Origin of the sequence: Bradyrhizobium sp. 87, assembly GCF_023073015.1 — a bacterium.
In the GTDB taxonomy this organism is placed as follows: domain Bacteria; phylum Pseudomonadota; class Alphaproteobacteria; order Rhizobiales; family Xanthobacteraceae; genus Bradyrhizobium; species Bradyrhizobium canariense_D.
On sequence record NZ_JADPIQ010000119.1, the window covers coordinates 1 to 532 of the forward strand.

Below are 532 nucleotides of genomic sequence, written 5' to 3' on the forward strand. Positions count from 1 at the left end.
GCCCCGATGCAGCGAAGATTTTATGTCCTACGCAAGCGCTTTCGGCTGCGGGATTCGAGGCGCATGCATGCGTGTCCAATCCATGCCGGCCAGAAGCGCGGACAACTGCGCGGCGTTCATTCGCATGACGCCGTCAACGACCGGCGGCCACTTGAAGGCGCTGCCCTCAAGCCGCTTCCAATACAGCACGAGGCCACTACCATCCCAGACCACGATCTTCACCCGATCAGCGCGCTTCGCACGGAAGACCACCGCCACGCCCTTCATCGGATCGTGGCCCAGCGTCTCCTTCGCCAACAGCGCCAGACCATCCGCGCCCTTCCTGAAGTCTACAGGTCGGGTCGCAACGTAAATCATGAGGCCAGCGGGAGCCGTCAGCATGAACGTGCCCGGCGCAACGCAACAAACACATCACTCAGCACGGCAAGTCCAGGCGTCCCTCGCACCTCAACTCGTGCCCCCTGGAGCTCAACCGTCACAACGGCTGCTTCCGGCGATGAGGAGGGCGCGGCAGCCGCCGATGGCGACGATT

1 protein-coding gene is annotated in these 532 nt (G+C 63.3%); it reads right to left on the reverse strand.

Features of this window, described 5'->3' with window-relative positions:
* Positions 1–27: 27 nt before the first annotated feature.
* Positions 28–381 carry an IS66 family insertion sequence element accessory protein TnpB gene (gene tnpB, locus IVB50_RS30030; RefSeq protein ID WP_091898177.1) on the reverse strand — a complete coding sequence of 118 codons (354 nt, stop codon included), beginning with the start codon at positions 379–381 and terminating at the stop codon, positions 28–30.
* Between the last annotated feature and the right edge of the window lie 151 nt (positions 382–532).